The 25,284-nt window shown below is 64.5% G+C and carries 22 protein-coding genes; 9 read left to right on the plus strand and 13 right to left on the minus strand.

What is annotated here, in order from left to right:
* Positions 1 to 18 precede the first annotated feature (18 nt).
* Positions 19 to 1,170 (minus strand): sigma-54-dependent Fis family transcriptional regulator, encoded by a 1,152-nt coding sequence (locus tag J2X56_RS24045; RefSeq protein WP_134137699.1) that lies wholly within the window; start codon positions 1,168 to 1,170, stop codon positions 19 to 21.
* Positions 1,171 to 1,609: 439 nt separating this feature from the next.
* On the opposite strand from J2X56_RS24045, the gene J2X56_RS24050 reads away from it, so the two are divergent.
* Both J2X56_RS24050 and J2X56_RS24055 read left to right on the plus strand, forming a co-directional pair.
* On the plus strand, positions 1,610 to 1,900 hold the full coding sequence (locus J2X56_RS24050; RefSeq protein WP_121037493.1) for a hypothetical protein: 291 nt from the start codon (positions 1,610 to 1,612) through the stop codon (positions 1,898 to 1,900).
* Entirely contained in the window at positions 1,900 to 2,091 is a 192-nt protein-coding gene (locus J2X56_RS24055; RefSeq protein ID WP_134137698.1) for a hypothetical protein, read from the plus strand. Before J2X56_RS24050 ends, J2X56_RS24055 begins: the two co-directional genes overlap by 1 nt.
* 103 nt (positions 2,092 to 2,194) lie before the next feature.
* Here the strand turns inward: J2X56_RS24055 and J2X56_RS24060 are convergent, their stop codons facing one another.
* Positions 2,195 to 3,040, minus strand: coding sequence for a transporter substrate-binding domain-containing protein (locus J2X56_RS24060; protein WP_039790280.1), 846 nt, complete (start codon positions 3,038 to 3,040; stop codon positions 2,195 to 2,197).
* A 414-nt stretch (positions 3,041 to 3,454) separates the two neighbouring features.
* Between J2X56_RS24060 and J2X56_RS24065 the strand changes: the two genes are divergently transcribed.
* Entirely contained in the window at positions 3,455 to 3,781 is a 327-nt protein-coding gene (locus J2X56_RS24065) for a hypothetical protein (RefSeq protein ID WP_034338950.1), read from the plus strand.
* Positions 3,782 to 3,790: 9 nt separating this feature from the next.
* Here the strand turns inward: J2X56_RS24065 and J2X56_RS24070 are convergent, their stop codons facing one another.
* The 6 genes from J2X56_RS24070 to J2X56_RS24095 all read right to left on the minus strand — a co-directional run bounded on the left by J2X56_RS24070 (position 3,791) and on the right by J2X56_RS24095 (position 11,099).
* On the minus strand, positions 3,791 to 5,137 hold the full coding sequence (locus J2X56_RS24070) for a DUF2863 family protein (protein ID WP_209570008.1): 1,347 nt from the start codon (positions 5,135 to 5,137) through the stop codon (positions 3,791 to 3,793).
* A 12-nt stretch (positions 5,138 to 5,149) separates the two neighbouring features.
* Positions 5,150 to 6,082 (minus strand): DMT family transporter, encoded by a 933-nt coding sequence (locus J2X56_RS24075; protein WP_121037538.1) that lies wholly within the window; start codon positions 6,080 to 6,082, stop codon positions 5,150 to 5,152.
* A 146-nt stretch (positions 6,083 to 6,228) separates the two neighbouring features.
* Positions 6,229 to 7,050 (minus strand): MetQ/NlpA family ABC transporter substrate-binding protein, encoded by an 822-nt coding sequence (locus J2X56_RS24080; protein ID WP_039790299.1) that lies wholly within the window; start codon positions 7,048 to 7,050, stop codon positions 6,229 to 6,231.
* A 121-nt stretch (positions 7,051 to 7,171) separates the two neighbouring features.
* Complete coding sequence (locus tag J2X56_RS24085) at positions 7,172 to 8,551, minus strand: LLM class flavin-dependent oxidoreductase (RefSeq protein WP_134137695.1); 1,380 nt, start codon at positions 8,549 to 8,551, stop codon at positions 7,172 to 7,174.
* A gap of 9 nt (positions 8,552 to 8,560) precedes the next feature.
* Entirely contained in the window at positions 8,561 to 9,823 is a 1,263-nt protein-coding gene (locus J2X56_RS24090; RefSeq protein WP_121037475.1) for an SfnB family sulfur acquisition oxidoreductase, read from the minus strand.
* Between the two features lie 40 nt (positions 9,824 to 9,863).
* The gene (locus J2X56_RS24095; protein ID WP_121037472.1) at positions 9,864 to 11,099 is read right to left on the minus strand and encodes an SfnB family sulfur acquisition oxidoreductase; all 1,236 of its coding nucleotides are present in this window, start codon (positions 11,097 to 11,099) and stop codon (positions 9,864 to 9,866) included.
* A gap of 266 nt (positions 11,100 to 11,365) precedes the next feature.
* On the opposite strand from J2X56_RS24095, the gene J2X56_RS24100 reads away from it, so the two are divergent.
* The 3 genes from J2X56_RS24100 (at position 11,366) to phaP (ending at position 13,724) form a co-directional block, all read left to right on the plus strand.
* Complete coding sequence (locus tag J2X56_RS24100; RefSeq protein WP_034331418.1) at positions 11,366 to 11,572, plus strand: DUF3717 domain-containing protein; 207 nt, start codon at positions 11,366 to 11,368, stop codon at positions 11,570 to 11,572.
* A 134-nt stretch (positions 11,573 to 11,706) separates the two neighbouring features.
* Entirely contained in the window at positions 11,707 to 12,915 is a 1,209-nt protein-coding gene (locus J2X56_RS24105) for a patatin-like phospholipase family protein (RefSeq protein ID WP_121037469.1), read from the plus strand.
* 239 nt (positions 12,916 to 13,154) lie between these two features.
* Positions 13,155 to 13,724, plus strand: coding sequence for a TIGR01841 family phasin (phaP, locus tag J2X56_RS24110; RefSeq protein WP_006463404.1), 570 nt, complete (start codon positions 13,155 to 13,157; stop codon positions 13,722 to 13,724).
* Positions 13,725 to 13,800: 76 nt separating this feature from the next.
* Here phaP and J2X56_RS24115 read toward each other — a convergent pair whose 3' ends face one another.
* Positions 13,801 to 15,408 (minus strand): NAD(P)/FAD-dependent oxidoreductase, encoded by a 1,608-nt coding sequence (locus tag J2X56_RS24115; RefSeq protein WP_121037466.1) that lies wholly within the window; start codon positions 15,406 to 15,408, stop codon positions 13,801 to 13,803.
* 244 nt (positions 15,409 to 15,652) lie between these two features.
* On the opposite strand from J2X56_RS24115, the gene J2X56_RS24120 reads away from it, so the two are divergent.
* Entirely contained in the window at positions 15,653 to 16,630 is a 978-nt protein-coding gene (locus J2X56_RS24120) for a helix-turn-helix domain-containing GNAT family N-acetyltransferase (RefSeq protein ID WP_310163368.1), read from the plus strand.
* Between the two features lie 220 nt (positions 16,631 to 16,850).
* The gene (locus J2X56_RS24125; RefSeq protein ID WP_121037460.1) at positions 16,851 to 17,186 is read left to right on the plus strand and encodes a YXWGXW repeat-containing protein; all 336 of its coding nucleotides are present in this window, start codon (positions 16,851 to 16,853) and stop codon (positions 17,184 to 17,186) included.
* On the opposite strand, the gene mnmC is transcribed toward J2X56_RS24125, so the two are convergent.
* Positions 17,161 to 19,038, minus strand: a complete 1,878-nt coding sequence (mnmC, locus tag J2X56_RS24130) for an FAD-dependent 5-carboxymethylaminomethyl-2-thiouridine(34) oxidoreductase MnmC (protein ID WP_310163371.1) — start codon at positions 19,036 to 19,038, stop codon at positions 17,161 to 17,163. The genes J2X56_RS24125 and mnmC overlap by 26 nt on opposite strands.
* A 137-nt stretch (positions 19,039 to 19,175) precedes the next feature.
* Between mnmC and J2X56_RS24135 the strand changes: the two genes are divergently transcribed.
* Positions 19,176 to 20,111 carry an AEC family transporter gene (locus tag J2X56_RS24135; protein ID WP_121037454.1) on the plus strand — a complete coding sequence of 312 codons (936 nt, stop codon included), beginning with the start codon at positions 19,176 to 19,178 and terminating at the stop codon, positions 20,109 to 20,111.
* Positions 20,112 to 20,180: 69 nt separating this feature from the next.
* On the opposite strand, the gene J2X56_RS24140 is transcribed toward J2X56_RS24135, so the two are convergent.
* The 3 genes from J2X56_RS24140 to ribA form a co-directional block, all read right to left on the minus strand.
* The gene (locus tag J2X56_RS24140) at positions 20,181 to 23,021 is read right to left on the minus strand and encodes an EAL domain-containing protein (RefSeq protein WP_121037451.1); all 2,841 of its coding nucleotides are present in this window, start codon (positions 23,019 to 23,021) and stop codon (positions 20,181 to 20,183) included.
* 146 nt (positions 23,022 to 23,167) lie between these two features.
* Positions 23,168 to 24,334 carry a GTP-binding protein gene (locus J2X56_RS24145; protein WP_039790314.1) on the minus strand — a complete coding sequence of 389 codons (1,167 nt, stop codon included), beginning with the start codon at positions 24,332 to 24,334 and terminating at the stop codon, positions 23,168 to 23,170.
* A gap of 221 nt (positions 24,335 to 24,555) precedes the next feature.
* Positions 24,556 to 25,242, minus strand: a complete 687-nt coding sequence (gene ribA, locus J2X56_RS24150) for a GTP cyclohydrolase II (RefSeq protein ID WP_121037448.1) — start codon at positions 25,240 to 25,242, stop codon at positions 24,556 to 24,558.
* Between the last annotated feature and the right edge of the window lie 42 nt (positions 25,243 to 25,284).

Consider the following 25,284-nt stretch of genomic DNA (forward strand, 5'->3'; position numbering starts at 1 on the left):
TCGGTGAAGCCTGCCGCGCTAACGTCGATGCGGCGGCAGGATGCGGTAGCGCGCCATGCGCCGGTACAGCGTGGCGCGTGACATGCCCAGCAATTGGGCGGCGTGCGGCGCACGCCATTTGCATTCGGTCAGGGCGGCGACGATCTGGTCGCGCTCCTGGCGTTCATTGGCTTCGATGACGGGGCTCTCGCTGCTTGTGGCCACCGGCGTCGCCGCCGCATGGGCACGGGCCGGACGCACCGCACGCGAGACGGGTGCGCGTACGCGGCCATAGAGCGTGCTGCCGCCATGCAGGCGCAGCAGGTGCAAGCCTTGCAGGGCGCGGCTGTCGAGCAGGCGTTCGAACTGCAGGTCGAAGATCTCGCCCATGGGGCGCGGCAATTGCTGCAATCCGGCGATGCATTCGCGCGCGCGGCGATTGGCCGCGATGATGTTGCCCAGGGCATCGAAGGCGATGAGGATTTCCGGTTGCGCTTCCACGTAATGGCGGCTGCGATGGACCAGCAGCACCCAGGCGCAGGCCATGGCATTGAGGAAATAGCCATCCTCGATCAGGGTGGCGCTTTGCTGGACGATGCGGTTGACCAGGTTCTGGCTGTCGCGCGCATCGGGCGAGCGGATCGCCGAGGCATCGAGCACGCCGATCAGCTCACCCGACGGCGAGAAGATGGGGGCGGCGCTGCAGGTCAGCGTGGTGAAGGCGGCGCGGAAGTGATCGCTCTTGTGGACCGTGATCGGCAAGGCATCCTGCAGCACGGCGGCCACTCCGCAAGTCCCCTCTTCGCTCTCGGACCAGCAGGAACCGAGATAGAGACCGGCCCGCTTGAAATCATGCCGGCGCTCGCGGTCCACGCGATAGTCGATGGTGGTGCCGCCGGCATTGGTGAGCATCACGCAGTAATCGGCTTCGCGCACGGTCTGGTGCAGCACCGACAGGCACTGCCCTGATGCCCGCAGGAAATCTTCCTCGCCCTGCTGGACCTGGCGCAGCTCGCCGGAACTCAGCACGCGCGGACCGCGCATGTCGGCCGGGTCGAGATGGTGCTGGTCGAGCGAACGCAGGTAAGACGAGCTCAGCCGTTGCAGGTAGGGACTGGCGGCAGGATCGGGCTGGCCGTCGAGCAAGCGGCGCACGCGGTCGAGATGGCTGACTTTCGCAACGTAGGGCATGGGGGCTCCTGGCTGGACGGCACTGCGCGGATCCATCGGCATCAATGCGGATCAGGGCGCAAACGACGGTGAAGCGATGGGTGATGTTGTAGCACAGCGTGCGCGGCGAGTTGTCCTGCGGCGCAGCATCGGGGGATGGTGAGACGCTTGTCTCAAGGCGCGAAGGGGGGCTCATGTCGACGCTGATCGGAGCATGAGGGGCGGTTCACAGGCCCCGGCCAGCAAGACAAAAGCCCGGCAGCGGCGTTCTTGTGCTTGCAAATTGTCAGCGAATATTTTTCTGCTTCATGATGCCGGCTTGCAGAAAGACGCTACCAGCGTGCGAGAGATGCTCCGCAAAAAATCGAGACCCTCCTGCAAAAATCTGCAATGGCCTCGACTTCAGGCAGGGCATCAGGCAAGTTCGCGGTTCTCCCCTTTCCCTGTCAGGAGGTTCATCATGCGTACTGCTGCCGTCGCAACCATCGTGGTCGAAGCCACCGCGCAAGAAGAGAAGATCATCGCTGCCAAGGCCCGCAAACTGGGGCTGCAGATCTCGGAGCTGATGTGTCTCGGTGCCCTGGCGTATGAGGCTGCGCAATGGGAAGAGGAGCTGGACACACTGGCCATTCTGGCGCAGGAAGCCGCCGAACGGGCCGGAGCCAGCGCCGATGCGTCGCTGGCCTTCATCGAGGCCAGCAATGCACGGCTGGCTGCGCTGGACGCATCCGCCCGGTCCTGGAGCGCCTGATGTTCGGCATTACCGGCCGTATCTGGAGCGCCTTGGCGACCGTCATCAAGCTGGAGGACAAGGTGATCCGGCAAAGCGAAGCCCTGCGTCAGCAACAGATACGGATCGAAAACCTCACCGAGCGCATGATCAAGCTGGAAACCCTGCTGGAGGTGGTGCTCCAGGCCAGCGAGTTCAAGCGAATCAAATGATTCAATTGCATCAGAGGCGATCCGCCCTGCCATGAAAAAACCCGCACGGCATCACCGGTGCGGGTTTTTACCTTGTTCACTGCATGGCCTGGAGGCCCATGGATTACAGCGGAATCTGCGCCGGTACATCCTCCGGCTTCACCCCGGAGAGCTTCTGCAGATTGCCCAGCACGGTCGGCTTGATCTTGCCGGCGGCGCGCTCGGCGGCGATCCACTTGTTGATGGTCTCGACCCAGGCCTTGTCCTCTTCCTTGGGTACGCCGATGTTGGTGGAAGTCGCTTCCAGCGGCTGCGGCACATACATCTTGCCCAGCGCAGGATTCTTCTTGAGGATGTTCAGGGCCAGCAGCCACACCAGCACCTGCGCATCGACGCGGCCGGTCTGCAGCGCCAGGGTGGCGTCGTCCGCCTTTTCCAGGCGCACGATGGTGGCGTTGGGACAGACGCGGCTGATCATCTGGTCGTGCGAGGAACCGATGTCCACGGCGATTTTGACTTCCGGCTTGTTCAGGTCGGCCCAGGTCTTGAACTCCTTCTTGGAGACCACCGTGAAGGCGTTCAGGAACAGCGGTTCGGTAAAGCCGATCACTTCGCGGCGCGCCGGGGTCGGGTTCATGCCGAAGAACAGGTCGATCTTGTGCGTCTGCAGGTCCAGCACCGAATTGCCCCAGGTGGTTTCGGTGATGTCCAGCTTCACGTTCAGGCTGGCCGCCAGGCTCTTGGCGAAATCGATCATGAAACCGCCCCACTCGCCGCTGGCCAGGTCCTTGTTGTAGTACGGTGCGGCACCGCGCACGGCACCGATGCGCAGGGTCTTGGTCCGCTGCACGCGGGCCAGGGTCGGTTCCGTGGAGCCGGTCGCAGCGGCGGCCTGGGCGAAGACATTGGGGATGGCAGTGGCGGCGGCAAGGCCGGCCACGCCGGTGATGAAACTGCGACGGTTGGTCATTCTCGGTTCTCCCTGATTTGGCGGATGGTACCGCTGCGCTATGGTCGGCAGCATGGCACACGTGGTCTGCCGCCCGGCCCTGGCCGGACGGCGTCGATGATTTTAGCCCAGCCGCCAGCCGCTCGCGCAGGCAAATGCCATGCACGGGGAGCCACATGGCCCTGCCTCCCAGCAGGCAGGAAATTATTTACGTGCACGTGAAGTAGCCGCCGCCCTGACACGCCTGTACGAAAATTGACAGGTCACGCTATTTTTCGAACGCCATTGAAGATTTTTTTACAGCCACGCCATCCGGGTAAAACCGGGTAAGCCACCCCCAACGGCAGCCATGCCGCGCGTAGGCTTGCCCTGTCGTGTTGATGCCGCAGGGCAATTCTGCCGACGGCACGCGTCACGAGCACAACGGGGGATCTCATGCGCACTCAACGTCAACATCATCGCCGCCGCGCCAGCCTGGCCGCAGCCTGCCTCGGTGCTGCCGCCTTGGGCGGCTGCGCCAACTTCAGCGAAGTCAGCGCCGGGCGTGGCGATCTCTACACGGTCTCGGCCACGGGGGTGAGCTATACCATGTCGATTCCGGCCCTGACTTCGGCCGCGCGCGAGAAGGCGACCGCCTTCTGCGGCAAGCAGCAGATGCAGGCCGACCTGCGCCAGCTCATCCGTGGCTGGCGTCCGATGCAGGTAGAGCTGATTTTCCGCTGCCAGCCTGCAGGAACCAGCCTGCAGGCGCTGCTGGACTGAGCCCGCCGATCAGGCCGCCGGCAGATCGCGCGGACGCACCGGCTGTCCGTGCTCATCAAAGCCATCGGCCAGGCGCACAGCCGTCACGCCCAGCGAGGCCACCGCATCGGCGGCATCGAACAGCACCGCCTGCAGATCGCCCTCGACCAGATGTTCAGAGCGGGCCAACGTGGCTTGCGCATTGCGCAGTACGACCTGCAGGGTGGTCTCGTCGTCCTCGTCCACCAGCGCGATGTAGGCACTCGCCTCTGCCGCCTGTGCAGCGGATTGCGCCAGACCGGCTTCCAGTTCGGAGAGCATCTGCAGGGTGCGGTATTCGCCATTGCCGGTGTGCTTGGCGCCATGGAACAGATCCTGGTACAGGAAGTGCAACTGGCACTGCGCCGCCTCGCCGGTTTGCCCGGTCAGGCATTGCTGCATCAGCGGCGTGATCTCTTCGCTCCACTGGCGGAAGCGTTGCGCGCGCGATTCGAAGTAGGCATCGGCGGCCGCTTCTTCCTGTGGAATCGCATAGAAGGGATCAGTCACCTCCTTGAGCGAAAAGCCCAGCAGGAAGCGCAGTTCCAGCGCCTCATCGTCGGCCGCGAAATGGCTGGCCGGCCAGCCGCGCATGCTGCGCTCGATGGCCGGTACGCTCAGGATCTTCTTGTCGGTCAGCGAGGCAAAGGCATCGCGATTCATGGCTTCCACTTCACTGAAGCTCAGGGCGTTGATCTCTTCCGGATGATAGAGATGATGCACCAGCACCACGCGCGCCTTGGGACTTTCCAGTCCGGCTTTTTGGATGCTGTCGCGCAGGGTATCGAAAGCTTCGCCATCGGCCAATGCCTGCTCCTCGCGCAGGCCACCGCGCGTGCGCGCCAGCAGGGGGATCAGGAAGGCATTGATTTCCAGTTCCTTCTCGCCCCGGCGCAGCACGATGATGTCGGCGCCCTCTTCCACCACTTCACGCAGGAAAGCATGGCCACGCGGATCGTCGTATCGCAGCTGTTCCAGCGCTTCGTAGAGGGTGTCGTCATCGCGCTCGCGCAGGGTATTGCGCACCATGCGTTCCAGTTCATCCTGGCCGACGCGGCGGCCTGCGCGGTCCGGCGCATCGGCGGCCACCGCACTGGCCAGCGCCACCATCTGCTGCACGCGCAGTTCATCTTCATCCAGGCTCTGCGAAGCCGCATGCGCCTGGTGCTGGCGACGGCGGGCGGCTTCGGTGGAGACGTGGGTCTTGGGCTTGTCGCGTGCCGGGCCCGCGGTCGCGGGCTTGGGGCCCGCCTTCGCGGCTGGCTTGGCGTGGCCCGGGGGGGCTTTCTTGGGGCCGGGGGAATGTGGTTTGCCGGTGGGGCGTTTGGTTTGATTCATTTTTTTCCTCGCTCAGTTCAGCGGTAACTTGTCGGCAGTATTGCGGCCCGGCAGCGTGGCCAGGAACATCCCGGCCAGGGCCACGGCGAAGGCACCGGCCTGCAGGGCCGAGAGACTTTCACCCAGCGCCAGCACACCGACCACGGCGGCCGAGACCGGCAGCATCACGGTAAAGACGCCGGCACGCGCAGCCGGGACCACCTTCAATCCCGTCATCCACAGCCACACGGTCCAGACGCTGGCGGCCAGGGCATAGAACACCAGCAGCAGCCAGATGTTGGCCGGCACGGTGGAGAAATTGAACTGCAGCGCGGTGTAAAGGCCCATGGGAGTCATCAGCAACAGGCCCCACAGGTTGATGACGGCGCTGATGCGCTTGGGCGTGAGGACCGTGGTCAGCTTCTTGCCGATGACGGCATAGGCGGCCTCGCACAGCACCGCGCAGAACACCAGTACGTTGCCCAGCCAGGCGCTCTGCCCGCCGCTGGCAGCGGCCGCGCCATGGCTGTCCTTGGCCAGCGACAGCAAGCCGATGCCGATGGCCCCGCAGGCCACCGCGCCCCAGACGCGCAGGCTGATTTTTTCCTTGAGGAAGACCCAGCTCATCACCGCCACCACCGCCGGAATGGAGGACATGATCACGCCCGCCGAGACCGCATTGGTCATCGACACGCCGGTAATCATGCACAGCGTGAAGAGGAAATTGCCGAGGAAGGATTCGAGGAAGACCAGCCAGCGCGACTGCGTGGAGAGCGGTTTTTCATCGGCCGGTTTTTTCAGCCAGCGCAGCATGGCGACCGCGCCGATGGCGAAGCGCAGCCAGGCCAGCAGGAACACCGGCAGCAGCGCCGCCAGCGGCTTGGTCAGCGCGACGTAAGCGCCGACCAGGGACATGCTCAGGATCAGGCAGCCATAGCCCATGGGGCGGCTGGGGGTGTAGCTCATGTTCGGTTCGGATATCGTGTCGAGGCCGGCGGTATGGACGACGCTGGCTCCGGTGAATGGAGCCAGCATTTTACCTGCTCGAACGAGGGGAACCGGATGAGGGCGTGCAGCCCTGTGGAAAAGATGGATGCGGTCAATGAATCAAATCACCAAGCCGCCAAAATCCCTCCCTTGAACTCCGTCTCGATATACCGCTTCACTTCCGGTGACTGATACGCCTGCACCAGCTTGCCCAGCCAAGGCTGCGCACGGTCCTTGTCGCGCACGGCGATCAGGCAGGCATAGGGGCTGTCGCCGCTTTCCACGAGCAGGCTGTCGCGCGCCGGATTGAAGCCGGCCTTGGAGGCGTAGTCGGCATTGATGGCCGAGGCATCCAGGTCATCGAGCGTGCGCGGCAATTGCGCGGCGTCGATCTCGACGAACTTCCACTTCTTCGGATTCTCGGTGATGTCGATGGGCGTGGCATTGGTGCCGGTCAGCGGATCGATGCCCTCGCGCAGCTTGATGAGGCCCTGCTTCTGCAACAGCAGCAGCACGCGGCTCTCGTTGGCCGGGTCATTGGGAATGCCGATCTTTGCCCCCACCGGCAGGTCCTCCAGCTTGCGATACTTGCGCGAATAGATCGCCATGGGCCCGATCATGGTCTTGCCCTCGGCATAGAGCTTGTAGCCGCGCGCCTTGATCTGCGCATTGAGGAAGGGACGATGCTGGTAGCTGTTGGCATCGAGCTCGCCTGCGTCCAGCGCCGCATTGGGCTGGATGTAGTCGTTGAACTCGATGATCTTGACCTTGTAGCCCGGATTGTCACGCTCGAAGACGCGGCGTGCCTGCTCGAAAATCTGCGCATGCGGACCACTGGTCACGCCCACGCGAATCACCTGGTCGGTGGCGGCCTGGGCCGTGATGCTGGCGCTGGCCAGCACGCCGATGGCAAGGTGCGAAAGCCAGTTGGTGACGATCGATTTCATTGTTTTCCCCGGTTGAAAAAAGGCCAATGTAGCGAGCCCTCAACCGGTGCGGAAGGAATCATTTCCGCTTTGCTTATGTGCTGCGCGCATGTGCCTGCGCGCAGCCACCAGGCGATTTTCTTCAGGCGTGCTCGACCGCCGCTCCCGCCCGGAAACCCGCACCCACGTGCTCTTGCGGCAAGGTGGCACCGCGCTGGAAAAGTTTTTCACGCAAAGTTCCCTGGGCGTATTCGCGCTTGTAGGAACCGCGTTCCTGCAGGACCGGAATGACCAGGTTCACGAAGTCTTCGAAACTCTCCGGCGCGACCGTACGGGTCAGGTTGTAGCCGTCGATGCCGGTGTCGGCGACCCAGCTTTCCAGTTCATCGGCGATGCGGTCGGGCGCGCCCACGATGCTGGCATAACGGCCACCCAGTTCGAGCTGTTGCAGCAGCTTGCGCTTGGTCCAGTTCAGCTCCGGTTGCGTAACCACCTTGGTCAGCGATTCGATGGCATTGGTCTTGGCCGCGCGGATCGGTTCATCCAGTTCATACTTCGAAAAATCGATGCCGGTGCCCGCCGAGAAATGCGCGAGCCCCGCTTCGGGACTGGCGTAGCTGGCGTATTCGCGGAAGCGCTCCTGGGCCTCCTCGTCAGTGCGGCCGGTCACCACCGTCAGGCCCATGAAGATCTTGATGGCATCCGGATCGCGTCCCTCGCGCACCGCACCGTCACGAATGCTCTGCACCAGCTTGCGCGTGGCGTCCTTGCTCTGGCTGGAGATGAACACGCATTCCGCATGGCGTGCACCGAAGGCCTGTCCACGTCCGGACGAACCGGCCTGGTACAGCACGGGCGTGCGCTGGCGCGACGGCTCGCTCAGGTGGATGCCTTCGACGTGGTAGTAGTCGCCGTGATGCGCGATCTTGTGCACCTTGGCCGGGTCAGCATAGACGCGGCGCGCGCGGTCACGCACCACGGCACCGTCTTCCCAGCTGCCTTCCCAGAGCTTGTAGACCACTTCCATGAATTCATCGGCGCGGTCATAGCGCTGATCGTGTTCCAGCTGTTCATGCAGGCCCATGGCGCGTGCGGCGCTGTCGAGATAACCGGTAACGATGTTCCAGCCCACGCGGCCACGACTTAAATGATCCAGCGTGGACATGCGGCGCGCAAACAGGAACGGCGCCTCATAGGTCAGGTTGGCGGTGACGCCAAAGCCCAGATGTTCGGTGACTGCCGCCATCGCCGAGACCAGCATCAGCGGGTCGTTCACGGGCAGCTGGATGGTCTCGCGCAGGGTGAGATCGGTATTGCCCTGGTAAACGTCATAGACGCCCACGATATCGGCCAGGAACAGGCCGTCGAACTTGCCGCGTTCCAGCAGGCGCGCCAGGTCGGTCCAGTAGGCGATGTCGGTGTAGTCCTGCGAGCGGTCGCGCGGGTGCGTCCACAGGCCGTGGTTGATGTGGCTGACGCAATTCATGTTGAATGCGTTGAGACGGATTTCCTTCTTGGCCATGCGGGCTCCTCAGATCGCGCCGTGGCGCGGCGGCTTCTTGCCATTCAGGACGTAATTGCCGATGGCGTGATATTTCCAGCGCACCGGATCATGCAGCGTATGGGTGCGGGCATTGCGCCAGTGGCGGTCGAGATTGTGTTCGGACAGGGTCGATTGCGAACCGGCCAGCTCAAACAGTTTGCTGCCGGCCGCCAGCGAGACTTCGGTGGTCAGCACGCGTGCCTCGGCCACCGCAATGGACGCCTCTGCGATGCTGTCTTCCGTGGGCGCGGCAGCGGCGGCATCGACCTTGCGGCCGGCGCGGCGCACCAGCGCTTCGGCGGCGTGCAGCTGAATGGTCAGGTCGCCCACTTCGCGAATGGTGAGCGGATCGTCGCCGGCGCGTTCCACACCGCTGTCAACCCAGGGCCGCGAGCGGGTGCGCACGAATTGCAGCAGGTCCGCATAAGCTGCGCGCGCAATGCCCAGATCGATGGCCGCGTGCTGGATCTGCGCCATCGGGCCGATCTGCGTGGGCCGCGAAAAGGCAGTGGCAAACCCGATCACGGCATCGGCCGGTACATGGACGTTCTCGAATACGGCACTGCCGCTGCCGGTGGTGCGCTGGCCGAAGCCGGACCAGTCATCGATGATGGTCAGGCCCGGTGCATGGCGCGGTACGATGGCCAGCTGCTGCACACCCTCTTCGTCGATCACCGAGGTCGGCACCCAGTCGGCATAGAGCGCGCCGGTGGCGTAGAACTTGCGGCCGTTGATGCGGTAGCCGGGGCCATGTTCGTTGCGGGTCAGACGGGTCTTGCGGTCATGCGAAGTCTTGGTGCCGAGTTCGGCCAGGGCGTTGCCGAAGCGGTCGCCCTGCAGCACCCGGTCGAAGAAGAAACGCTTCTGCGATTCGCTGCCGTTGACGCGGATCAGTTCCACCGCATAGAAATGGTTTTGCGGAATCTGTCCGATGGAACCATCCGCCGCCGAGATGGTGGCGATGACTTCGGCCAGGGTCCCGTAGCTGACGCCTGCGCCGCCGTATTCCTTGGGCACGGTGATGCCCCACAGGCCCGAACGCACGTAGCGTTCCAGCTCGTCCCAGGGCAGCTTGCGCTCGCGGTCGCGCAGCGCGGCTTCGCGGCTGAAGTCCTCGGCCAGCTTGCGCGCGGCGGCGATGGCTTCGGCGTCGTCGCGGATGCGCGCCACCAGGCGCGGTGGCGTGCCCGACGGCGGCGGCAGGGAATCGAGCGTGGTGTGGGTGGCCTGGGCGGCAGCGGTCTGGGTCATGATGGTTCGCGTTTGAATGAGGGAAGGCCGGGTCCGGGCATCAGCTCCAGGAGTGGCGCGGCGGCGGCGTGCCGTTCAGGGCGTAATTGCCGACCGCAAAATATTTCCAGCGCACCGGATCATGCAGCGTGTGCACGCGCGCATTGCGCCAGTGGCGGTCGAGGTTGTGGCTCGCCAGGGTCGCAGCCGAGCCGGAGAGTTCGAACAGTTTTTCCGAGGCCAGCAGGGCCACTTCGGTGGACAGCACCTTGGCCTCGGCCACGGCTACCGAGGCTTGCGCCATCTGCTCGAAGCTGATCTTGGCGGGCAGGCTGTCGAGCACGGCGGCCGCCTCTTCCAGCAGCGCTTCGGCCGCATGCAGGCGCAGGCTCAGGTTGCCGATGTCGCGCAGGATGTAGGGGTCGTCGCTGGCACGCTCCAGGCCGCTGTCCACATAGGGACGCGAACGGGTGGTGACGAAGGCGATGGTGTCCTGCACGGCCGCATGGGCGATGCCAGCATCGATGGCGGCCTGGATCAGCTGCGAGACCGGGCCGATGTTGTTGGGCTGCTGCAGCGCGTCCTTCAGGGGCAGCACCTGCGACGCCGGCACGCGCACGTTGTCGAACACCACCGTACCGCTGGCCGTGGTGCGCTGGCCGAAGCTGGACCAGTCATCGATCACCCGCAGACCCGGCGCATCGTGGCGGCTGTAGACCACCAGCGGCTGGCCCTCATCATCGATGGCGCGGCTGGGAATCCAGTGCGCATAGAGCGCACCGGTGGAATAGAAACGCGTGCCATTGAGCAGGTAGCTACCATCCCCTGCTGCGGTGTCGAGGGTCGCGCGGGTACGCACGTCGAGCACGTTCTTGCCGTTGCGCTCGGGACCGGCATTGCCCAGTCGCGCGCCTTCGAGCACCTCGTTGAAGAAGAAGCGCTGTTGCTCTTCGCTGGCGAGCTTGGCGATCAGGTTGAGATTGCCGAAATGATTTTGCGGAATCTGGCCGATGGAAGGGTCGGCCGCAGAGATCAGCCGAAACACCTCGGCCACCGTCTGCCATGATGCGCCGATACCGCCATGGGAGCGCGGCACGGTGATGGCCCACAGGCCGCTGTGCGAAAAGCGTTCGATCTGGTCGAACGGCAGGATGCGCTCACGGTCGCGCTCGGCGGCGCTTTGCGCGAACTCGGCGGCCAGCTCGGCGGCAACCTGCAGCGCCTGCGCTTCACTGGTGATGCGCTGGGCCTGGCGCAGGCCGGGACGGCGGACGGTTTCTAGGATGTGCGCGGACATGAACCACTCCTGAGGGATAGTGCGGGCAGCGCCGAATGGCGCGCGCGAGGGGTCTCATTAGAGCAAAGCGAGGGGGGAATCCGAACGAAGCATTGCGCATGTGCTTGCTTGTTTTTCGCATGCTGCAGAGAACGCGGATGCTTATGCGGAAATTGCATGGAGGCCCGGCAAGCCCGGCCATACTGTGTTTTCAACCAGTATCGGCGGCTGAAATGGAGTAGAATGCGCCGACGTTTTACCTTACGTCTTTATCAAGAAATACCGCCATGCTCACCCTCACCGAACTCGAAGATGCAATCAACTACTGGCGCCACCAGCGCCCGGCCAGCGGAGAGGAGTGCGCACTGTCCCCGGAAGTCAATGCCCTGGCGGGCTTATACGCGATGATGATTTTCCATCGCCGCCATGAAGTGGACCTGGAGCAGATCGATGCCCAGGCGCGCCAGCTGATCGAGGCCTGGCTGGCCAGCTGAACTCCAGGTTTTTCGTACGTCCGCGTACAGTGACGGTCACTTCCGTGTAAGCGCGTTATCCTAGACTCCTTCTGAACATTCAGAACGTTCACGTTGTTCCCGGATCAATCCGGTATCCCCAGAAAGGAAGAACGATGCGCAAGGATCAGGATCAGTCGCCGCCCTCCCCCCGCCGCAAATCCGCCCCCGCCGCCGTGGCTGCCAAGCCGCGCGTGGCGCTGGTGCTGCAGGGAGGCGGTGCGCTGGGCGCTTACCAGGCCGGGGTCTACCAGGCCCTGCACGAGAACGACCTGACCCCCGACTGGGTGGTCGGCACCTCCATCGGTGCCATCAACGCCGCCTTGATTGCGGGCAACCCGCGCGAGACCCGCATCGCCCGCCTGCGCGAATTCTGGGAGACGGTGGCGCATCCGGACGTGTTCGACCTGCGCCAGGTCCCGGACGCCTTGCGCCCCTGGGCCACCCGCCTGACCACGCTCGATACGTTTCTGCGCGGCACGGCCGGCTTCTTCCGGCCGCGTCCGCTGAACCCCTTTGCGCTGGGCCTGCCGGTGCCGCCCGACGAGGCCAGTTTCTACAGCACTGCCGAGCTGGGCGAGACGCTGTCGCGCCTGGTCGACTTCGATTACCTCAACGGTCCCTCCGGCATCCGCATGACGGTCGCGGCGGTCAAGGTCACCTGTGGCACCCTGGTCAATTTCGATTCGCGCCAGCGGCCGCTGGGACCGGAACATGTCATGGCCAGCGGCGCCCTGCCCCCGGGCTTTGCGCCGGTGCGCATCGACGGCGAGCTGTACTGGGATGGCGGGCTGTATTCCAATACGCCGCTGGAAGCCGTGCTCAACGATGAGCCGCGTACCAACCTGCTCTGCATGATGGTCGACCTGTGGCATGCCGACGGACCGGAGCCGCGTACCCTGGAAGAGGTGCAGACGCGCGAGAAGGATGTCACCTTCGCCTCCCGTTCACAGCGCCACATCGATGCCTATCTGCAGCAATACAAGCTGCGCCGCGCGGCCCACGCGCTCTACAAGCGCCTGCCGCCCGACATGCTGACCCAGCAAGACCGCCAGATGATGGCCGAACTGGGTGCCGACAGCACCATCCACATCGTGCGGCTGGCCTATGCCGGGCGCGACTGGAACATGGCCTCCAAGGACGTCAACTTCGCCAAAGGCTCGGTGATGTGGCGTTGGGAGCAAGGGTATCAGGATGGCCTGCGAGCCATCGCGCTGGGCAAGGGCTGTCCGTTTTCCGAGAGCGATACCGGCATCGTGGTTCATGACCTCCCCAGCGGCGACACCCACGTCCGCCCGGAGAAAACGACCGAACGTTCGGCTTGATCGCCCGCAAAGCCGCTGCTGGTGCGGCGTAGCAAAATGTCCACGCGGCGGATTATTTTTTTGTGCGCCGCACAAATAACACTTGATTTCACCAAAGAAGTGCATAAAATAAGAATTGTTGCGGCGCACAAATCATGATTGTTGATTGATTCTGGTCGAAAGCCGCGCTCGAACGCCGATTGTTTTGATCGTCACGCTCGTCGGCAAGCTCATTTGTTCATATCACCTAGGAGATGCACATGTTTTCGTACCAAGATCAGTTTTCCGCCGCCACCAAGGCCAACCTGCAAGCCCACCTGGACCTCATCAACAACCTGACCGCCAAGGCCTTCGAAGGCGTGGAAAAGATCGTTGAACTGAACCTGTCGGCCACCAAGGCCACCTTGGAAGAAGCCACCGCTGCCGCCAAGCAGCTGGCCGCCGCCAAGGACCCGCAGGAACTGCTGTCGCTGGCCGCCGCCCAAGCCCAGCCGGGCGCTGAAAAGGCCACCGCCTACAGCCGTCACCTGGCCGGTATCGTGTCCTCGACCCAGGCTGAATTCACCAAGGCTGCCGAAGCCCAGATCTCCGAAACCAGCCGCAAGCTGTCGGCTCTGATCGACGAGATCAGCAAGAACGCGCCCCCGGGTTCGGAGCAAGCCGTCTCCATCCTGAAGGCCACCCTCACCAACGCCAACGCTGCCTACGAGCAACTGTCCAAGAACTCCAAGCAAGCTGTGGAAACGCTGGAAGCCAACCTGGCCAACGCGACCAAACAGTTCACCGCTGCTGCTGAAAAGACCGTCGCTTCGGCCCGCGCCAAGAAGTAATCTTCACTTCAGGCCGTAAAAACAAAACGCCGCCCCGGGTCACCGGAGCGGCGTTTTGCTTTGGGCGGTCCTGGGATCAGCCCTGTCCCACCATGTCCAGCGCCAGCGCCTCGGCCACGCGGATGCCGTCGATGGCCGCCGACATGATGCCGCCGGCATAACCGGCACCTTCACCGGCCGGGTACAGGCCCTTGGTATTGAGGCTCTGCAGGGTGTGGTCGTCACGCTTGATGCGGATGGGCGAGGAGGTCCGCGTCTCGATGCCGGTCAGCACGGCGTCATGCATGGAGTAGCCACGGATCTGCTTTTCGAAAGCCGGCAGCGCCTCGCGGATGGCATCGATGGCGTACTTGGGCAGCGACGGGTTGAGGTCGCCCAGGGTCACGCCCGGCTTGTACGATGGCTCCACGCTGCCCAGCTGGGTCGAGGGACGATTGGCGATGAAGTCGCCCACCAGTTGCCCCGGTGCATTGTAGTTGCCGCCGCCCAGTTCGTAAGCGCGGCTTTCCCACTCGCGCTGGAAGGCGATGCCGGCCAGCGGATGGCCCGGATAGTCGGCCGGCGAGATGCCCACCACGATGCCGCTGTTGGCATTGCGCTCGTTGCGCGAATACTGGCTCATGCCGTTGGTGACCACGCGGCCCGGCTCGGAGGTGGCCGCCACCACCGTGCCGCCCGGGCACATGCAGAAGCTGTAGACCGACCGGCCGTTGGAGGCGTGGTGCACCAGCTTGTAGTCGGCCGCGCCCAGGATGGGATGGCCGGCACCGGGACCGAAGCGGCACTTGTCGATCAGCGACTGCGGGTGCTCTGCGCGGAACCCGATGGAGAACGGCTTGGCCTCGATGTAGACACCGCGCTCGTAGAGCATCTCGAAGGTATCGCGGGCGCTGTGGCCGATGGCCAGCACCACATGGTCGGCTTCGATCTGTTCGCCGGTGTTCAACGTCAGGCCACGGATCTGGCCGTCTTCGATCAGCACATCCTCGACGCGCTGTTCGAAGCGGAATTCGCCGCCCAGCTTCTCGATCTTCTCGCGCATGAGCTGGATCATCTTGACCAGGCGGAAGGTGCCGATGTGGGGCTTGCTGACGTACATGATTTCGGGCGGCGCATCGGCGGCCACGAATTCAGCCAGCACCTTGCGGCCATAGTGCTTGGGATCCTTGACCTGGCTGTAGAGCTTGCCGTCGGAGAAGGTCCCGGCCCCGCCCTCACCGAACTGCACGTTCGATTCCGGTTTCAGTTCGCGCTGGCGCCACAGGCCCCAGGTGTCCTTGGTGCGCTCGCGCACGGTCTTGCCGCGTTCCAGGATGATGGGATTGAAACCCATCTCGGCCAGGATCAGTGCCGCAAAGAGGCCGCAGGGACCGAAGCCGATCACCACCGGACGCTTCTTGATGCTCGCCGGGGCGCGCGTGACGTAGTGATAGGAGGTATCGGGCGTGGGGCCGACATTGGTGGTCTTCGCATGGCGTGCCAGGACCGCCGCCTCGTCCTTCACCTCGACGTCGATGGTGTAGTTCAGGGTGATGGCCGTCTTCTTGCGGGCATCGTAGCTGCGGCGAAACAGCGTGAAGGACAGCAGGTCGCCGGCCGGGATGCCCAGGCGGTCGAGGATGGCGGCGTTCAGTTCGTCTTCCGTATGGCTCAACGGAAGGGTCAGTTCAGAGATGCGCAACATGTGCGGGGACTTTCAACAAGACTGGGGATGCAGGAGGTGGCGCAGGCCACGATGGCCGGTGTGCTCACGGCGGAAGGCTGCGCGAAAGGCGACATTTTACTCCAGCCCGGCAGGCGCTCCCAGCCCGGCCCCGCCAGTTGCGCAGGTGCGACAGCCAACATGGCCCGGGCTGCCAAACAAGTTGCATAACGCAAGCATCTGGCGCAGCATTGATTGCACTTCGCAACCATTACCGGATCTTGCCATGGACTATGACGGCCTGCAGTCTCCCCCGCGCGACCAGACCATCCGCCAGTTGCGCGAGCTGTCGCGCAAGCTGGTGCGGGAACTGGGCTTCATGCGCAGCACCCTGGCCGGCAGCGACCTGGCCCCCTCGGCGGTGCACGCGCTCATCGAGATCGGACTCAAACCCGGCCTGCAGGCGCGCGAGCTGGGCGAGCTGCTGTACCTGGACAAATCCAACACCAGCCGCCAGCTGGCCAAGCTGGAGGCACTGGGGCTGGTACGGCGCAGTCCGGTGCCGGGCGACGGGCGGGCCTACAGTCTGGCGCTGACCGAAGAGGGGCAGGCGCTGCGCAAGAAGATCGACAAGTTCGCCACCGACCAGGTCTCCGGCGCCCTGCGGCGCATCCTGCCGGAAGACCAGCAGGGCCTGGTGCGGGCGCTGGCGCTGTATTCCGAGGCCCTGTCGCGCGACAACCCCAATGCAGCAGCGCGCCCGGCCAAAGGCGCGACATCGGAATTGAGCACCGGCTACCAGCCCGGCTGCATCGGCGATATCGCCAGCCTGCATGCGCGCTACTACGCCGCGGCGGCCGGCTTCGGGGTGTTCTTCGAGCACAAGGTGGCCAGCGAACTGGGCAGCTTCGCACAAACCCTGCCCCAGGCCGGCAAGCAACTCTGGACCCACGTCGAACACGGGCGCTGCCTGGCCTCCATCGTGATCGATGGCGATCTGCAGCATCGGCAAGCGCACCTGCGCTGGTTCATCGTCGACGACAGCCTGCGCGGCAGCGGCGTGGGACGGCGCTTGCTGGAACAGGCCATGGCCTTTGTCGATGCCCATCGCCTGGCCTGCTATTTGTGGACCTTCCAGGGACTGGATGCGGCACGCCACCTGTATCTGTCGGCCGGCTTCGAACTGGTGGAGGAATCGCCGGGTGAGCAATGGGGAAGCCGCGTGGTGGAGCAACGCTACGAGCGCCCGGCGCGCAGGAAATGAGCGGTGCAGGGTGCGCGGCATGTATCGGTATGCCGCGATTTGTTACCGGATTCCCCCGCGCTGCGCTGCCTTCGGGCTGCAATACGGCAGCGCTGGCAGGCACGGACACAACTGGAAACACAACATTACAGTCTTAAAGAAGCCCGGCTCCTACAGTGGTTTTCACAGCGCGGCCCCGCTTGCGCTGCATCCACGCACCACCACCTTGCAGGAGTCCAACATGAAAACCAAGATCACTCGCCTCGCCTTCGTCCTTCTCACGACCCTGTCAGCGCTCGCTGCCACCGCAGCCCTGGCGCCTGCCGCGCAAGCGCAGGTAGTCGGCGTCGATGTGCGCATCGGCACGCCACCGCCCGCCCCGCGTTATGAAGTGGTACCCGCCCCGCGTCACGGCTATGCCTGGGCACCCGGCTACTGGGCCTGGAACGGCCATCGCCACATCTGGATCGGCGGCCACTGGGAACGCGTGCGCCGCGACTACGCCCGCTATGAGCCGGCCCACTGGCAACCGGGTCCGGGTGGCTGGGTATTCATTCCGGGTCACTGGGTGCGTTGAGGCCGATCGCTGAATCCGCGCCGAAACGGGCCGGGTCCAGCGCCGCCACCAATTCGCGCGGCAGCGGCAAGGGCTCACGCTCGATCATCGCGGCCAGCAACTCGGCCATCAGCGGTGCCCAGATCAGGCCGCGCGAGGCATAGCCCAACAGGCCAAAGATCCCCGCCTCACCCGGCAAGGCACCGACCAGCGGCAAGCGGTCCGGCGCGATGCAGCGCTGGCCGACCCGCCCAGGAAGATCCGCATCCGCCTGCGGCAGCGACATGTGTGCCGCGATCTGCGGCAGCATGTGCTGCAGGCGGGCCAGGTTCTCGGCATGGCTGTCGGCACGCAGGGCTGGATCGTCGAAGCGATCATAGCTGGCCCCCATGCACACCTGCCCGGCATAGGGGCGCGTGAGGTAACCGTCACCACACAGCGCATGCGGCAAATCGGGGAAGCCTGTTGCCGGCAGGTGCGTGACCTGGCCGCGTACTGCATTGAGCGGCAAACCCGCCGCCTGCTCCAGCACGCGCGCCTGCGCGCCCGCAGCGAGGATCACCACCGGCGCTTGCGCGATCAGCAGGCCAGCGGCATCGAGCGCCTGCCATTGACCGTCCACGCGTACCAGACGGGCGACGGCGCGATTGAAATGCGTGCGCACCTCGCCGTGCGCCTGCGCCACCGCCAGCATGCGGCGGCACACCGAGGGCGGATTGAGCCAGCCCGCTTCCGGGAAGAAATAGCCGCCACCCATGGTCGGCATGCCCAGTGCGCTTGCCGTCTCACCGGCGGACATCCAGCGCGCATAACGCGGCGGATACTGCCACTCCTGCGCGCCCTGCTCGAAGGAGATCGCCTGCTTGGCATCGCGGCCGAATTGCAGGATGCCGCAGCGCTCGCCACGAATGGCAGCGTGATCGTCCAGACCGACCCCGCCCAGATCATCGAGACGCTGCGAGGCAAACAGAAAAGCCGCACGCGTGAGCCGCGCCAGCGGGCTGTCATCGCGAGCCAGCGCGGGCATGAAGAGACCACCGTGATTGCCTGAAGCGCGGGTGGCCACCTCCGGGCCCGCATCGATGAGATCGACGCACCAGCCGCGTGCCGTGAGCCGCTCGGCCGCAGCGGTTCCGGCCAGCCCGGCGCCGATCACCAGCGCTTGCCGCGCATGCGGCAGATCGCGCCGCAAGGGCGTATCGGACGCCGCCACGTGCGTGGCCGGACGCGCCCAGGCCGGTGCATAACGCAAGGTCAGCGCGCCGTCACGCGCTTCTCCATGGAAACCGACCTGGCGCATCGCCGCCATCAGCGCCACATCGGCCGCCGCACCGAACACCAGCGCCCGCGCCCCGGTCCAGGCCAACCGCGCCAGGCGCTTGCAGGCATGCGCATGCCAGGATGGCGCGGCGGGATCGAAGCGGGTCGGATCCGCATGCAGGTAGAACAGGTCTACCGGCGCTTCCATCCGGGCCAGCTCTTCTTCCAATGCACCCCAGATCAAAGTCAGCGTGACGCGGCCTTCATCGAGCAAGAGGCGGTGCGTGCCCGGCAAGGGCAGCGGCCATGCAGCGCGCAAGGCCTGTGCATAAGTCAAATCTTCATGGAGGACATCGGCGGTCGGCGGATGCGGCAGGATCGCAATGTAGTGCAAATGTGCGGCCCCCTCCCCTTGCGCGCGCTGGCGGGCGAAGGCATGCCAGGTGGCGAAGAAGGACTGACCCAGCCCGAAATGCAGGTCCAGCACGGTGGCGCTGCGCTGTTCGCGCAGGCAGTCCGGAACGCCCTGCAGTGCGGAGGAAATCGTGCCGGCCTCGGCACGCCAGGCGGCCAGCAATTCGGAAGAGGCAAGTTGAAGGGGACGCGCAGGCATCGTGAAAAGCCCTGTGGATAAATCAGACAAGGCCGCCATTCTACGCCGCCCGCCCCGTGCGGCATTGCGCCTTGACAAAGCAGGAGCGGCTCCGTAGGGTCTGTTCCCACCTCCGACGCCGGTCAACCCGCCACGCCATGCTCGCCATCTTCAACATCGTCTTCCCGATTTTTTCGTTGATCTTCCTGGGCTGGATGTGCCGCAAGCGCCGCATCCTCTCGGCAGGCGCGGCCAGCGAGCTGAACCGTTTCGTGATCTGGCTGGCGCTGCCGGCGCTGCTGTTCGATTCCATGTCGCGCCTCAAACCCGCGGACTTCGCCAACCTGCGCTTCATCGCCGTCTTCGCCATCGGCGTGGCGGTGGTGTTCCTGATCACCGCTGCGCTGCGCCTGCGTCAGAAAGCGGCCGCACCCGACGTCATCATCGACAGTCTCGGCAGCTCCTATGCCAATACCGGCTTCATCGGCATTCCGCTGTGCTACCTGGCCTTCGGCAGCGACGGCCTGCCGCCCTCGGTGATCGCCATGGTGATGACGGCCTGCCTGCTCTTTGCGGTCGCCATCGTGCTGCTGGAAACCTGCCTGCATGCCCAGGCGGCCTTCGGCCAGACCGTCGCCAAGGTGGGCCGCTCGCTGCTGCGCAATCCCATCATGATCGCGCCGGTGGCCGGCATCATCGTGGCCTTGAGCGGCGTGGCCATTCCCACTGGCGTACAGCAGCTCTTCAAGATTCTGGGCGGTGCGGCCGGTCCTTGCGCGCTGGTGTCGCTGGGGCTGTTCCTGGCCCAGCCGGTGCGCACGGCCGGAGGCTCGCCGGTGTGGCTGCTGGTGGCCTTCAAACTGCTGCTGCAGCCGGCCGTGACCGCCGTGCTGGCCTACTGGATCCTGCCCATGCCGCGCCTGTGGGCCGACAGCGCGGTACTGCTGGCGGCGCTGCCCATCGGTACCGGCCCCTTCATGCTGGCCGAGCTGTATCAACGCGAAGTCACTGCCATGTCGCGCGCCATCCTGTACTCCACCACCCTCTCGCTGCCCACCATCGCGCTCATCCTGGCCTGGATTGCGCATCATTGAGTCCAATATGAAAAAGGCCGCAGCGGCATTGCCGTGCGGCCTGATTCCAGAACAGCGCGTGAAGAAAAATTACAAAATCACCCGCTCTTCGCGCAGGATCTGCTCGAACTTCTCGGCCGCCACCGGCGGGCTGAACAGGTAACCTTGGATCTCGTCGCAGCCATAGTGGCGCAGGTAGTCCAGCTGCTCATCGGTCTCCACGCCTTCCGCAATCACGCGCAGTTTCAAGTGGCGCGCCAGCGAGATGATGGAGGCGGTGATGGCCGCATCATCGGCATCGATGGTGATGTCGCGCACGAAGGAACGGTCGATCTTGAGCACGTCGATGGGGAAGCGCTTCAGGTAGGCCAGCGACGAATAACCGGTACCGAAGTCGTCGATGGAAAGACGGATGCCCAGTTTCTTCAAGCCCGCCAGGATGCCGATGGCATGCTCGACGTCGGTCATCATGAGGCTCTCGGTGAGTTCGATTTCCAGCGAGGCCGGCGGCAGGCCGGTGTCTTGCAGCACATCGGCAATCGAGGAGACCAGATCCTTCTGCAGGAACTGGCCCACCGAGAGGTTGACCGAGACGCTGATGTCTTCATGCCCGGCCAACTGCCACTGGCGGCACTGGGTGCAGGCGGTGCGCAGGACCCAGGCACCGATGGGCAGGATCAGGCCGGTCTCTTCGGCCAGGCCGATGAAGCGCGCCGGCGAGACCATGCCCAGCTGCGGATGCAGCCAGCGGATCAGCGCCTCGCTGCCCACCACGCGGCCCGAGGCCAGGTCCACCTTGGGCTGGTAGTGCAGCAGGAATTCGCCGTGATCCAGCGCATTGCGCAGGTCGCCTTCGATGCGCAGGCGTTCCAGCGCCTGCTCGTTCATGGCCGGGGTGTAGAACTGGAAATTGTTGCGGCCGGTCTGCTTGCCGCGATACATGGCGATGTCGGCATGCTTGATCAGCGTCTCGCCATCGGTACCATCGTTGGGGTAGCAGGCCACGCCGATGCTGCAGGTCATGAACAGCGTATGGCCGCCCAGCGTCACGGGGGCCGCCACCGCATCCATGATGCGTTGCAGGCTGCGGGTATCGAGCGAGAGTTCGTCCTGCTCCGGCAGGATCATGATGAATTCGTCGCCACCCAGCCGCGCCACGGTATCGGCTTCACGCACGGCCGCACGCAAGCGACCGGCCACCGTGCGCAGCAGGGTATCGCCGGCCTTGTGCCCGAGGGTGTCGTTGACGAACTTGAAGCGGTCCAGGTCTACGAACACCACCCACAAGGCCTGCTTCTGCCGCTCGGCCGTGCCGATGGCCTGCTCCAGATGATGGCGCAGCATGTGGCGGTTGATCAGGCCGGTGAGCGTGTCGCGGCTGGCCTGGAATTCCAGTTCGGCTTCATAGCGCTTCATCGAGGTGATGTCGTAGAGCGCCGCCACGAAATGCGTCACCACGCTACTCTCGTCGCGCACCGGGGCGATGTAGAAATCGTTCCACAGCTCCGAGCCATCCTTGTGATAGTTGCGCAGTACAACATTGTGTTCGCGCTGTTCGCGCATGGCGATCCACACAGTCTCGAAACCTTCAGGATCGCTGTCGCGGCCTTCCAGGAAACGAATGCTCTTGCCCACCGCTTCGCCGCTGCTGTAGCCGGTGATGCGGGCGAAGGCCGGATTGACGTATTCGATGGCGTAGTCCGGCTCCTGCGCCGAGAGGATCAGGATGGCATTGGCACTGGCCTCGATGGCCTGATGACGCAGGCGCAGCGCACGTTCGGCCAGGCGGCGCGCCTTGATGTCATCCGACAGCAGGGCATTGGTGGTGCGCAGCTCGGCGGTCTTGTCTTCCACCAGTTGCTGCACGCGGTGCGAACGCATCGACAGCGCCCGCATGTAGGCCGCGCCCAGCAACGAAGCGATCACGCCGACCAGGCCGATGAGCAGCGAACCGTAGTGGTCCGAGAAGACCGACCGTGGCGGGATGCTGATCTCCATGTGCCAGGTCTGGCCGGCGATGTCGAAGCTGGTGATGGTGGTGGAGGGATGGCGGAAGAAGCTGCCCGGCTTGATGACCTGGTCCATCCACTGCATGGCGCGGGGCTGGCTGTCGTGGCGGTAGACCAGGTTGGCCGGATTGGCCTGGGGTCCGACGTAGAGGCGCAGGCCGATCTCATGGTCGGACATCAGCCCGGCACCGTCGAGGATCTTCTGCACCAGGCCGTTGAGTTCCAGTACGGCGGTGGTATCGCCGACCAGCAGTGCGCGACGGGCCGCCGTATCGGTCGGCTGTACGCCACCGCGATAGACCGGCTGGATCACCAGCAGGCCGCGCTCATCCGGGCCGGTCTGGGCCAGCCGGATCGGCGGCGTTGAAGAAGGATTCCCGCTGACCACGGCGGCGTCGAGCGCGCCCATGATGGCGGGATTGCGTGAGACATCCAGCCCGAGCGCCGCTTCATTGCCGGCCACCGGTTCCACGTAATCGACCACCAGATAGGTCGGCTGCTGCGAGGCGCGCACGGTGCGGTCACCATCGAGCGCAGTGATTTCAAAGCCCGGCTTGGCCCCCTGGCGCAGAGCTTCGAAGACCAGGCGGTCTTCGTCGGCCACGAAGCGCTGCACGCTGAAGGCGCGCACATAGGGATAGCGTTCCAGCAGCGGCCGCGTGAAGCTCTCGAACTGTTCGCGCGTGGGATCGCCCACGGTGGCATAGAAATGGTTCACCACCGACTGTACCTGCACCGCCTCTTCCAGACCGCGCTGTATGGTGAAGGCGCGCAGGCCCGCCCGACGCTCGAAGTCGAGCTGGACGGCATCCTCTTCCAGATGGCTGGTCGCGACGAACACCGTCGCAGTGGCACACAAACCCAGCATCAGCGTGAGCGATGCCGACAACGTTGCCCCCAGCTTGTTGATCACACGCTGCATAAACGAATCGTTATATCCCTTAGGAGAGCCCGATCATAATCCGGGACACCCCTTGTTATCGGTCAAAGCGCATTTATTTTTAACCGGACCAGCCTGCTCGCATGTTTCCACATGGGAACAAACGCATTTGTTCAGCGTGACCGGGCTCAATAAACCGATGGCGACTGGCGCTGCTCGCGTGCTTCGCGCTCAATCGCCTGGGCCTGCATGAAGGCATCGAAGGAACGCTCGATGGTCGCGCGCTCGACATCGCGGGTGATGAAGACGATGCGGCTGCGGCGGTCTTCCGAGGGCCACTCCGGCAGCGTGGCCGTAGGGTGGAAGATGTGCTGCACGCCGTGGATGACGGTCGGCTTGTCCTCGCCCTTGAGATTGAGGATGCCCTTGATGCGCAGGATGTTGGGGCCCTTGAAGCCGACCAGCAAGCTCAGCCACTCATCGAAGAGCACCGGATCGATGGGTTCGTCAAAGGTAAAGCAGAAGGCGCGGATGTGGTCATCGTGACGATTGACGTCATGGGCGTGATCGTCATGGTGGTGGCCATGATGATCGTGGTGTCCGTGCTCGTGGCCATGGCCGTGGTGATGGTGCGCATGATGGGCGTGCGCCTCTTTCTCGGCGAAGGCTTCCTCGTTGAGCCAGCGCGCGACGTCAGGCATCTTCTCGCCGGGCTTGAAGAGGCCCGCGTCGAGCAGCTCGGCAGCAGCGATCTGCCCGACCTGCGGCTGCAGCTGGCGCGCGCCGGGATTGAGCGTGCGCAGGCGCGCCTGCAGGGCCGACAGCGTATCGGCGTCCACCAGGTCGGTCTTGGTCAGCAGCAGGCGGTCGGCGACGGCGGCCTGCTGGATCGCTTCCGGATGATGGTCCAGGGTCGACATGCCGTTGACGGCATCCACCGTGACGATCACGCCATCGAGGCGATAGCGCTCCGAGATGAAGGCATCGGTCATCAGCGTATGCAGGATGGGCGTGGGCGAGGCCAGGCCGGTGGTCTCGATGACCACACGGTCGAACTTGCGCTGGCCGCCTTCGGCGAAGCGCCAGGTGATGTCCTTCAAGGTCTTCTTGAGGTCGCCACGGATGGTGCAGCACAGGCAGCCGCTGCTCATCTCGACGATGGTCTCTTCCTGGCTGTGGGCCACCAGCAGGTGATCCAGGCCGATCTCGCCGAACTCGTTGATGATGACCAGGGTGTTCTTCATCTCCGGCTGGGTGATGAGATGGTTCAGCAGCGTGGTCTTGCCGCTGCCCAGAAAACCGGTCAGCAGGGAAACGGGTATCGGCGCGCTGCCGGCAGGGACGGATGGATTCATGGTGTAAGGACGGGGAGTAAGGACGATGCAGCCGTCATGCTACCTGATGCGTCAAGCGGACTGCCTCCGCGAGACAAAAAAAAGACGGACCGCATGGGGTCCGTCCTGGCGGCAAGCCGCACCCGGCGGGAACCGGTGTCTTTACCTGGTTTTACCGCAGGGCAGGAATTCACGCTCTGAATGGCTGCCCGCGCTGCATTCACCCGCGTGATGGATGCGCATCACTCGTTGTCGTGCGCATCCAGCGGCACTTTTTCCGTCTTCTCTTCGGCCTTGGCCAGTCCCGGCAGCAGGTGGCCCAGCTTGCGCGCCTTGGTGCCCAGGTAGCCGATGTTGAAAGGATTGTGGTTGGCGATCAGGGCGATGCGCTCGGCCACCGTGATGCCGCTGTCCTCCAGCGCCTTGACCTTGCGCGGGTTGTTGGTCATCAGGCGCAGGCTGGTGATCTTCAGGTGCGCCAGCATGGGCAGCACGATGGTGTAGCGGCGCATGTCGGCGGGGAAGCCCAGGCGCTCGTTGGCTTCGACCGTATCGGCGCCCTGGTCCTGCAGGTGATAGGCGCGGATCTTGTTCAACAGGCCGATACCGCGGCCTTCCTGGCGCAGGTAGAACAGCACGCCACGGCCTTCCTTGGCGATTTTCTTCAGGGCCGCTTCCAGCTGGGCACCGCAGTCGCAGCGCTGGGAGAACAACGCGTCGCCGGTCAGGCACTCGGAGTGCACGCGGCCCAGCACCGGCTCGCCGTTGCCGACATCGCCCAGGGTCAGGGCCAGGTGTTCCTTGCCGGAAACTTCATCGTAGAAGGCGTGCAGTTCGAAGGTCGCCCAGGGCATGGGCAACTTGCACGAACTGACGAAAACCAGTTTTTCTTCCGGCGCGGCAGCGGCCGGTGCGATCGGTGAGGACATGACAACCTGCTTTCGAATCGAATGCTCAGAACCGCGTATCTT

Origin of the sequence: Herbaspirillum sp. 1173 (assembly GCF_031455335.1) — a bacterium.
In the GTDB taxonomy this organism is placed as follows: domain Bacteria; phylum Pseudomonadota; class Gammaproteobacteria; order Burkholderiales; family Burkholderiaceae_D; genus Herbaspirillum; species Herbaspirillum huttiense.

Bases quoted from the DNA above. Each gene is read 5' to 3' on its own strand.
- J2X56_RS24045 (WP_134137699.1), bottom strand. From the start codon at position 1,170: ATGCCCTACGTTGCGAAAGTCAGCCATCTCGACCGCGTGCGCCGCTTG.
- J2X56_RS24050 (WP_121037493.1), top strand. From the start codon at position 1,610: ATGCGTACTGCTGCCGTCGCAACCATCGTGGTCGAAGCCACCGCGCAA.
- J2X56_RS24055 (WP_134137698.1), top strand. From the start codon at position 1,900: ATGTTCGGCATTACCGGCCGTATCTGGAGCGCCTTGGCGACCGTCATC.
- J2X56_RS24060 (WP_039790280.1), bottom strand. From the start codon at position 3,040: ATGACCAACCGTCGCAGTTTCATCACCGGCGTGGCCGGCCTTGCCGCC.
- J2X56_RS24065 (WP_034338950.1), top strand. From the start codon at position 3,455: ATGCGCACTCAACGTCAACATCATCGCCGCCGCGCCAGCCTGGCCGCA.
- J2X56_RS24070 (WP_209570008.1), bottom strand. From the start codon at position 5,137: ATGAATCAAACCAAACGCCCCACCGGCAAACCACATTCCCCCGGCCCC.
- J2X56_RS24075 (WP_121037538.1), bottom strand. From the start codon at position 6,082: ATGAGCTACACCCCCAGCCGCCCCATGGGCTATGGCTGCCTGATCCTG.
- J2X56_RS24080 (WP_039790299.1), bottom strand. From the start codon at position 7,050: ATGAAATCGATCGTCACCAACTGGCTTTCGCACCTTGCCATCGGCGTG.
- J2X56_RS24085 (WP_134137695.1), bottom strand. From the start codon at position 8,551: ATGGCCAAGAAGGAAATCCGTCTCAACGCATTCAACATGAATTGCGTC.
- J2X56_RS24090 (WP_121037475.1), bottom strand. From the start codon at position 9,823: ATGACCCAGACCGCTGCCGCCCAGGCCACCCACACCACGCTCGATTCC.
- J2X56_RS24095 (WP_121037472.1), bottom strand. From the start codon at position 11,099: ATGTCCGCGCACATCCTAGAAACCGTCCGCCGTCCCGGCCTGCGCCAG.
- J2X56_RS24100 (WP_034331418.1), top strand. From the start codon at position 11,366: ATGCTCACCCTCACCGAACTCGAAGATGCAATCAACTACTGGCGCCAC.
- J2X56_RS24105 (WP_121037469.1), top strand. From the start codon at position 11,707: ATGCGCAAGGATCAGGATCAGTCGCCGCCCTCCCCCCGCCGCAAATCC.
- phaP (WP_006463404.1), top strand. From the start codon at position 13,155: ATGTTTTCGTACCAAGATCAGTTTTCCGCCGCCACCAAGGCCAACCTG.
- J2X56_RS24115 (WP_121037466.1), bottom strand. From the start codon at position 15,408: ATGTTGCGCATCTCTGAACTGACCCTTCCGTTGAGCCATACGGAAGAC.
- J2X56_RS24120 (WP_310163368.1), top strand. From the start codon at position 15,653: ATGGACTATGACGGCCTGCAGTCTCCCCCGCGCGACCAGACCATCCGC.
- J2X56_RS24125 (WP_121037460.1), top strand. From the start codon at position 16,851: ATGAAAACCAAGATCACTCGCCTCGCCTTCGTCCTTCTCACGACCCTG.
- mnmC (WP_310163371.1), bottom strand. From the start codon at position 19,038: ATGCCTGCGCGTCCCCTTCAACTTGCCTCTTCCGAATTGCTGGCCGCC.
- J2X56_RS24135 (WP_121037454.1), top strand. From the start codon at position 19,176: ATGCTCGCCATCTTCAACATCGTCTTCCCGATTTTTTCGTTGATCTTC.
- J2X56_RS24140 (WP_121037451.1), bottom strand. From the start codon at position 23,021: ATGCAGCGTGTGATCAACAAGCTGGGGGCAACGTTGTCGGCATCGCTC.
- J2X56_RS24145 (WP_039790314.1), bottom strand. From the start codon at position 24,334: ATGAATCCATCCGTCCCTGCCGGCAGCGCGCCGATACCCGTTTCCCTG.
- ribA (WP_121037448.1), bottom strand. From the start codon at position 25,242: ATGTCCTCACCGATCGCACCGGCCGCTGCCGCGCCGGAAGAAAAACTG.